The organism is Hymenobacter sp. (assembly GCF_036387835.1).
Taxonomy (GTDB): domain Bacteria; phylum Bacteroidota; class Bacteroidia; order Cytophagales; family Hymenobacteraceae; genus Hymenobacter.
Genome location: NZ_DASVSY010000068.1, coordinates 1 through 6,748 on the forward strand (window position 1 = coordinate 1; position 6,748 = coordinate 6,748).

Below are 6,748 nucleotides of genomic sequence, written 5' to 3' on the forward strand. Positions count from 1 at the left end.
GAGGGCTGGATCTTCCACCAGGTCTAACACATTAGCCCGCATCGAGGCCAGAATCGCGGCGCTGGCTTTAACTTCTGCCTGTCTGGCCAAGAATCGGCCCAGCGGACCGGTGTAACGGGGGAGGGTGGCGCCAACCTTCAATGGGGTTGCGCCAAGGACTGCTGTCTGCATACCTTTACGGTTAGATAAGTTAGTGATAGGGCTTGCCCGCCCTGTTTCTGAAATCGGAGGTCAGCCCTTGCCGGGGCTGGCCTCTTTTTGTTTAATGATGTATCAAAGGTATATACTTTGTGTATACAAGGCAATGCTAAAGTATATTTTTTATATACACCTTCATCCTTATATTTGCTATATGGAAACGCCCAAGCCAAACAAACATTTGCAGCTAAACATCAAGGCTAGCAAGGAAGAAAAGGAACTAGCTGAAAAGGTTGCTACGGCCAGAGGCCTGAGTATATCAGGTCTCGTTCGTTTACTTATACTCGATGAAGCTCGCCGGTTAGGTATATCCTAAAATATACTCCTCTATAAATTAATGTAAGCTCCTTCAACCGAGGAGCTTCTTCTATATTAGTCCAGCTTAATTTATTTACTTTCTACTACTTTTTATATGACCACTTCTTCCTTTGTTCGCTTTGGCGAAAAGGGCGAACACATCTTCAATATTTCCCAGATCAACTCTATCTGGAAGGAAGATCAAACACTTACTGAATACGAGCTAACCCTAGATGCTTATAAAGATTTCCCCTTGCACGGGGAGAAAGGCAACATAGCGTATGGTATCTGCATCAGAACTGTCGACCCTAAGCCTATGTGTTACATCTATCTAACAGAAGCTGTTCGAGATGCTTCGTTCGAGAAGATAGCGTCCGCGCTGGAGCCCCTTATCATTCATAAAGCTGAACTAACAGAAGTGCAGTAGTAGCACCACTGCCAGTCCTATAGCAATTGTTGCCGACGACATAGTAAAGCACATACTTGGCTTAACCTTGACGTACTTGAGCTGACATTATCTGTAAGCAGTCGACTTGAATAAAGCCGGGTTTACCGAGAGGATAGACACAACAAACAAATAATTATTTTTTTTTCTCGGCTTATCGTTATGTTTGAGCCGTATATACAATATATGCCAGAACTTTTGGCACTTTACTAAGCCATTTGGTGTTACCTTTGCAGCCCCGTTTTAATCATTTTAATCAATCCTCCTCTATGAACGCTTCAAATGCAGCAAAGCATAGTCTTTCTGAGCATGATGAGCGTGTGCATTCTATCCTTGCTCAAGTGGGTAGAGAGTACTCAGGTGCTGCGAGTTTCTTAGCTGATTATGGTATCAGTCAGGAGCTAGCGCAGCGCGTGAATGAAATGCTGAAAACTCCATTAACCTTCTTGTATAGCCAGCATCAAGCAGCTTGTAAAGGCATTGCTGATATTATGCGCAGGATTGTGGTATCTCATGTTCAGAATATTGCCAAGGACGCTACAGTTGCTGGCTTTTGGGAAGTACAGCGGGAAGAAGGCGATAGCACAATGGAATATACCATTGCGCTTAGTGACTACTCCTTAGAGAAGCGTGCCCTGCTCCGCAATTTCAAGACTGACTATCAGAATACCGAGTTTGCCGATCTGGCTCCTTTGGTTTTTCACTTCATTCCTGAAAAGCGTGCTGTTAATGTTATCAATTCAAATAAAATTGAGTTGTAATGCCTGAGTGGGAAGGATACATTAACAAAGCAAAGCATAATCAAAAACTGATAGCATTTCTGGAAGAGCAAGGGGAAGATGGTTTTCCCGACTGGATTGTAGTTGTCATGTTTTACGTGGGGCTACACTGGGTAAGCGCTTGGCTATCGAACCAAGGGCGGCCCAAGCATGCTTTTAGCTCTCATGGTGACATGCGAAATTTGATTCACCCCGCTCCAAAACAAAATCAAAAATCACAGCATAGCATACCTGTTAGTTGGAAAGTATACAACGCGTATGACGAGTTGTTCGACTTCAGCATTACTGCCCGCTATGAAGGCTTTTTAGATGAGCAAGGAATGCGAGAACAAGAGATGGAAGATATCGAAGAGTGTAAAAAAGATCTTGCTATCATAAAGCAATTCATAGAAGGCAAAGGCATCTCCTTATAAGTAAGAAGCCCCGGTCAATTCGCCGGGGCTTTTTCATGCGTTAATATTAGCAATAAGTGCACTTTACTTTCAATCTGCACTGATCTAAAATGCGTTTCCAGTATTCTAAAGCATTTTACGAGTGCTCGCAGTGCAGCTAGTGCACGGCTAAAAACAAGATAAAATTTTTCTAATCGGCTTCACCGAGCCACTTTCAACAGCTCAGGCATCTCGTAAGCTTTGGCAAATTCACGTTCTACCGTTTGCTCGGTAATGTTGACGTAGCGCTGGAAGGCGCGCCAGGTACGGTGGCCGGTTATCTTCATGATAAGTTCAGGCCGTAAGCCTTTTTCCAGACTCAGTGTAACGAACGTGCGGCGGCCGGTATGGCAACCTAGCTTTTCCCACTTGGCCATGGTCTGACTTGACCGGTTGCCACCGCGGTATTTGATGATCTCAATAGGGCTATCAATTTGGGCCAACTGGCCTAGCTCTTTGAGGTAGTTGTTCAGCTTCTGGTTGCTGATCAGACGAACGCCGCCGGCGAGATAACGGGTCACAATAAGCAGTGCCCTAGCCTGTAGGGGGATGCTAACGGTTTCCCTCGTTTTCTGCGTGGTAATACGCAGCGTGTTGCCTCGTACGTGCTCTGGTCGGATACTTACAAGGTCCGAGTATCTGAGGCCAGTATAGCAACTGAGCAGGAATAAGGCCCGGGCGTTGTCGAGGTAGGAGCCAGCGGGTAGTTCTAGCCCTTCCAGGGCTTCTACCTCTTCAGTAGTGAGCGTCATAATATCCGGCTCCTGCCGCTTCCACTTCATTTTCTCCCAGCCGCGGGCTGTGGTGTACCCTCTCTCGGTAGCAAAGCGCATAAAGCGCCGTAGCCGGTCTATATGCTTGGCAATGGTGTTATCGGTTAGATTGGCCGGCCCGAGTAGATAGGAGGTGTAGGCATCAGCAAATACAGGAGTAATGGTATCAAAGTCTACAGCGTAGCCAGTGGCCTGCTCAAAATCTTTGAGGTGGCGTAAGGTGGTATTACCAGCTCGAGCCGTACCAACTTTGCCTTTGGCCAGCGTCAGTTTCACCCACTCGCTATAATGATCAGCAAATGATTTGCGGGCAGCAACTGGAGCCGTAGGCGCTTCCGGCTCTGCTAGGCCCCGTAAGGCTTCCGGCGTGGGTAATAGTCCTAACGCCCGCTGCTGATCATAGTAAGTCAGCAACCGTTCTTCCAATAGATCCAATGCATCGTTCACAGCGCCGTTTTGCGGATAGCCTTTGAGCTTAGCCCGCTGCTCATCTTTGACCCACTGCTTGGGCAGAATGCTTAGGCCTGAGTACACCTTTACCCGTTGCCGGTCAAAGGTTACCAGAGCTACAATAGCAGTAGGAATAACGGCGTCAGGCCGCTTGAGGTGGAAGGAGACAGTAGCCATGGTAGGAGGGGAGTAGTTGCCGCTCTAAAGCTACTCAAATCTGTACCCCTGGGGTACAGCTAGGGGTACAGATTGCGTCATTTATACTACGCTGTTCTCACTCAGACTCACAACTTGAATTAAGCATAGGCATTTTCAGCCCATATAGTAGGTATTTTCAGTAAGTATAAATGTAAGCTAAATGATACGGTACAAGTACCTGCAGCTCCACAGAAAACGCCGCTTCCGGTTTGGGAGCGGCGTTTTTGTTTGTAGCCGATAGTATCTATACTCTTTATCTAGCCAGACAGAGCGACATGAAAAAGCCCTGCCGGGTTGGGCAGGGCTCAAGGAATGTGAGTAAGGAAACCCGGTAATTAAGGCTCGATTACCAGCCATAAGTGGACACGGCGTACGTTAGAAACGAGAAGACCAGCACGACCAGCAGCAAACCAATCATGGTGCTCATGGCTACCTTCCGTTTCTTCGAACGTCGGCGACGACGTTTTTCAGGCATAGCGGGATTTTTGAGTGGGGACAGATATACGCAGTGCAGTATAATTATAGATTTATCAATCTTGAAATCTTCTAGACTATTGGGCCCCAAGGCTTGACCAACAGCCTTATATAGCAGATGAACAGAATAAGTGTAGGGGCTGCAATAAGAAGATGATTGCAAAAAAACGTGGTTGAAATAGGCTTGTCTTACTTATACAAACCAGGCAATTTGGCTGCTGCCAGAATTGCGCGGCAGACTTGGGTTCGTGCTCCGAGAACCGCTGTATCAAAGCCATTAAGCGACGTAGCAGAAAGAACTATATGGGTAGTAAATGCCGAAATTATGTGAAGAAGAAGGTTTTTTATTGTCACAATTCATGGATAGGTTTGGGAATCTGCATCTCCTGTAGTCACTAAACAGATTTTCTCACTCCAAACCAAACTATGAAAACATCCTTTACGCCAACTATCTGCCGTCCTTTGCTTGTAGCCGCTCTGCTGGCTACACCGGGCTTGGTAGCGGCGCAAACTACCCCCCTGAGCGGTGCTGTGCGCCAGCTAAGCAGCCAGCATGCCAAGCTTGGTTTAAGCGAAGCAGATGTCGCTGATCCGGCCGTTACTAGTTCCTATACCGATGCCGGTGCCGACGTTACGCACGTGTACCTGCGCCAGCGCCACCAGGGCATTGAAGTGTACGGGGCCGAAGCCGACATGCACCTCGACCGCAACCAGAAGGTGCTGAGTATGCACAGCGGCTTCGTAGCCAACGTGGCCACAGCAGCCCGGAGCGCAGCTACCGTGCCCACGCTTTCGGCTTTGCAAGCGGTGGCTGCCGCCGCCCGCGTGCTCAACCTGCCTGCTCCCGGCAGCCTGACCATCACGAAGCCTGGTACGCCCGCCGAAGGATTAACTTTCTCGGAAGGCGGTATCTCGTTGGACCCTATCCCCGTCAAGCTCATGTACCAGGCCCGGCCTAGCGGGGAACTGGTACTGGTGTGGGACGTTACTATTGCCCCCAAAGTGGGCGACCATTACTGGAACGTGCGCGTCAATGCCTCGACCGGCCAGCTAGTCGACAAAACCGATTACACCATTTCGGAGCCGGTGGACTTCATGGAGCTAACGCAACGCTCGTTGGCTACTGCGGCTTGGCCTCAGCAGCAGCCCAATGGCGCTGCCGCTACGCCCAACAGCTACAACGTTTTTCCCCTCACGGTGGAGAGCCCCAACCATGGCAGTCGGCAATTGGTGGTAAACCCGGCCGACCGCACTTATTCGCCCTTTGGCTGGCACGATACCAACGGCGTGGCGGGCCCTGAATTCACTATCACCCGCGGCAACAACGTGCACGCCTACGAAGACCGCGCCGCCCGCAACGGCAACCCCGTCGGCTACAGCCCCGACGGGGGCACCGATCTAAGCTTCGATTTCCCGCTTAACTTCAACCAGGCGCCATCGGTGAGTCAGGACGCGGCCATCACTAACCTGTTCTACTGGAACAACCTGATGCACGACGTGATGGCCTACAAGGGCTTCAACGAAGTGAGCGGCAACTTCCAGGTCACCAACTACACCGGCACCGGCCTCGGCAACGACGACGTGCGGGCCGAAGCCCAAGATGGCGGCGGCACCAACAACGCCAACTTCTCGACCCCCGTCGATGGGGCGCGGCCCCGCATGCAGATGTACCTCTGGCCCGGCATTATTCGGGCTTCTCTAACGGTAGCGCAGCCTTCGCCGGTAGCTGGTAACTATTCGGGGGTGGCTGCTGGCTTCGGTCGGAAGCTTTCCTCGACCACGCCTGTCACGGGCAACTTGGTACTGGTAATCGACTCGCTTTCGAGTTCCTTGGGTTGTGCGCCCCGCTTCCAGAATGCGGCTGCCCTCAATGGTAACATTGCCGTGCTTGATCGGGGTACCTGCGACTTTAGTGTGAAAGTGCGCAATGCGCAAAGGGCCGGCGCTAAAGCTGTAATTGTTGTAAACAACGTGGCCGGCGACCCCACTGTGATGGGTGGCACCGACACGGTAGGCGTACGCATTCCGTCCATCATGATTTCCTTGGCCGATGGCACCACGCTCAAAAACAACCTGAGTAGTGGCGCGGCGCCTGCTGCTTCCCTGATTGGGCAAGTGCCCCCACCTGATCGTGACGGCGACTTCGACAACGGGGTGATTGCGCACGAGTACGGGCACGGCATCTCCAACCGCCTCACCGGCGGCCCGGCCAACTCGAGCTGCCTCGGCAACGCCGAGCAGATGGGCGAAGGCTGGAGCGACTTCTTTGGCCTCTGGATGACCACCAAGGCTGGCGACCAAGGCGCTACACCGCGCGGCATTGGTACGTACGTATCGTATCAGCCCACTACGGGCGCCGGCATCCGCCCACAGCGCTACTCGACGGACTTTGCCGTCAACAACCAGACGTATGCCAACATTGGGGTGGCTCCTTACACGGCCGTACACGCCATTGGCTCAGTGTGGGCCGCTACGCTGTGGGATTTGAACTGGAAGCTGGTGGATCGGTACGGCTACAACCGTGACTTGAAAGCGGCCACCGGGGGCAACAACATCGCCCTCAAGCTGGTGCTCGACGGCCTGAAGCTGCAAGTCTGCCGCCCTGGCTTCCTCGATGGCCGCGACGCCATCCTCAAAGCCGACTCGATCTATAACAACAAAGCCAACACCTACCTGATCTGGCAGGTGTTCGCCCGCCGTGGC

At 51.4% G+C, this 6,748-nt stretch carries 7 protein-coding genes; 5 read left to right on the forward strand and 2 right to left on the reverse strand.

The features are described 5' to 3' along the window. The first annotated feature begins 352 nt into the window (after nucleotides 1–352). The 4 genes from VF639_RS12820 to VF639_RS12835 all read left to right on the forward strand — a co-directional run bounded on the left by VF639_RS12820 (nucleotide 353) and on the right by VF639_RS12835 (nucleotide 2,132). Nucleotides 353–514: a hypothetical protein gene (locus tag VF639_RS12820; RefSeq protein ID WP_331146308.1), complete on the forward strand. Its 162-nt coding sequence runs from the start codon at nucleotides 353–355 to the stop codon at nucleotides 512–514. A gap of 96 nt (nucleotides 515–610) precedes the next feature. Continuing rightward, nucleotides 611–922 (forward strand): hypothetical protein, encoded by a 312-nt coding sequence (locus VF639_RS12825; RefSeq protein WP_331146309.1) that lies wholly within the window; start codon nucleotides 611–613, stop codon nucleotides 920–922. A gap of 287 nt (nucleotides 923–1,209) precedes the next feature. Then, a complete protein-coding gene (locus tag VF639_RS12830; RefSeq protein WP_331146310.1) occupies nucleotides 1,210–1,701 on the forward strand; it encodes a hypothetical protein in 492 nt (163 codons plus the stop codon). Continuing rightward, the gene (locus VF639_RS12835) at nucleotides 1,701–2,132 is read left to right on the forward strand and encodes a hypothetical protein (RefSeq protein WP_331146311.1); all 432 of its coding nucleotides are present in this window, start codon (nucleotides 1,701–1,703) and stop codon (nucleotides 2,130–2,132) included. The genes VF639_RS12830 and VF639_RS12835 overlap by 1 nt, the downstream gene beginning before the upstream one ends. Before the next feature lie 179 nt (nucleotides 2,133–2,311). Here the strand turns inward: VF639_RS12835 and VF639_RS12840 are convergent, their stop codons facing one another. Together VF639_RS12840 and VF639_RS12845 are read right to left on the reverse strand one after the other, a co-directional pair. Continuing rightward, nucleotides 2,312–3,550 carry a site-specific integrase gene (locus VF639_RS12840; RefSeq protein ID WP_331146312.1) on the reverse strand — a complete coding sequence of 413 codons (1,239 nt, stop codon included), beginning with the start codon at nucleotides 3,548–3,550 and terminating at the stop codon, nucleotides 2,312–2,314. 367 nt (nucleotides 3,551–3,917) lie between these two features. Next, nucleotides 3,918–4,046, reverse strand: coding sequence for a hypothetical protein (locus tag VF639_RS12845; RefSeq protein WP_331146313.1), 129 nt, complete (start codon nucleotides 4,044–4,046; stop codon nucleotides 3,918–3,920). 425 nt (nucleotides 4,047–4,471) lie between these two features. Here VF639_RS12845 and VF639_RS12850 point away from each other — a divergent pair. After that, nucleotides 4,472–6,748 (forward strand): T9SS-dependent M36 family metallopeptidase (locus VF639_RS12850; RefSeq protein ID WP_331146314.1); only part of this gene is annotated, 2,277 nt, incomplete at its 3' end.

What these genes read in the sequence shown, in the direction of transcription:
- VF639_RS12845 (WP_331146313.1), bottom strand. Translation starts at nt 4,046, where the DNA reads ATGCCTGAAAAACGTCGTCGCCGACGTTCGAAGAAACGGAAGGTAGCC.
- VF639_RS12820 (WP_331146308.1), top strand. Translation starts at nt 353, where the DNA reads ATGGAAACGCCCAAGCCAAACAAACATTTGCAGCTAAACATCAAGGCT.
- VF639_RS12830 (WP_331146310.1), top strand. Translation starts at nt 1,210, where the DNA reads ATGAACGCTTCAAATGCAGCAAAGCATAGTCTTTCTGAGCATGATGAG.
- VF639_RS12840 (WP_331146312.1), bottom strand. Translation starts at nt 3,550, where the DNA reads ATGGCTACTGTCTCCTTCCACCTCAAGCGGCCTGACGCCGTTATTCCT.
- VF639_RS12835 (WP_331146311.1), top strand. Translation starts at nt 1,701, where the DNA reads ATGCCTGAGTGGGAAGGATACATTAACAAAGCAAAGCATAATCAAAAA.
- VF639_RS12825 (WP_331146309.1), top strand. Translation starts at nt 611, where the DNA reads ATGACCACTTCTTCCTTTGTTCGCTTTGGCGAAAAGGGCGAACACATC.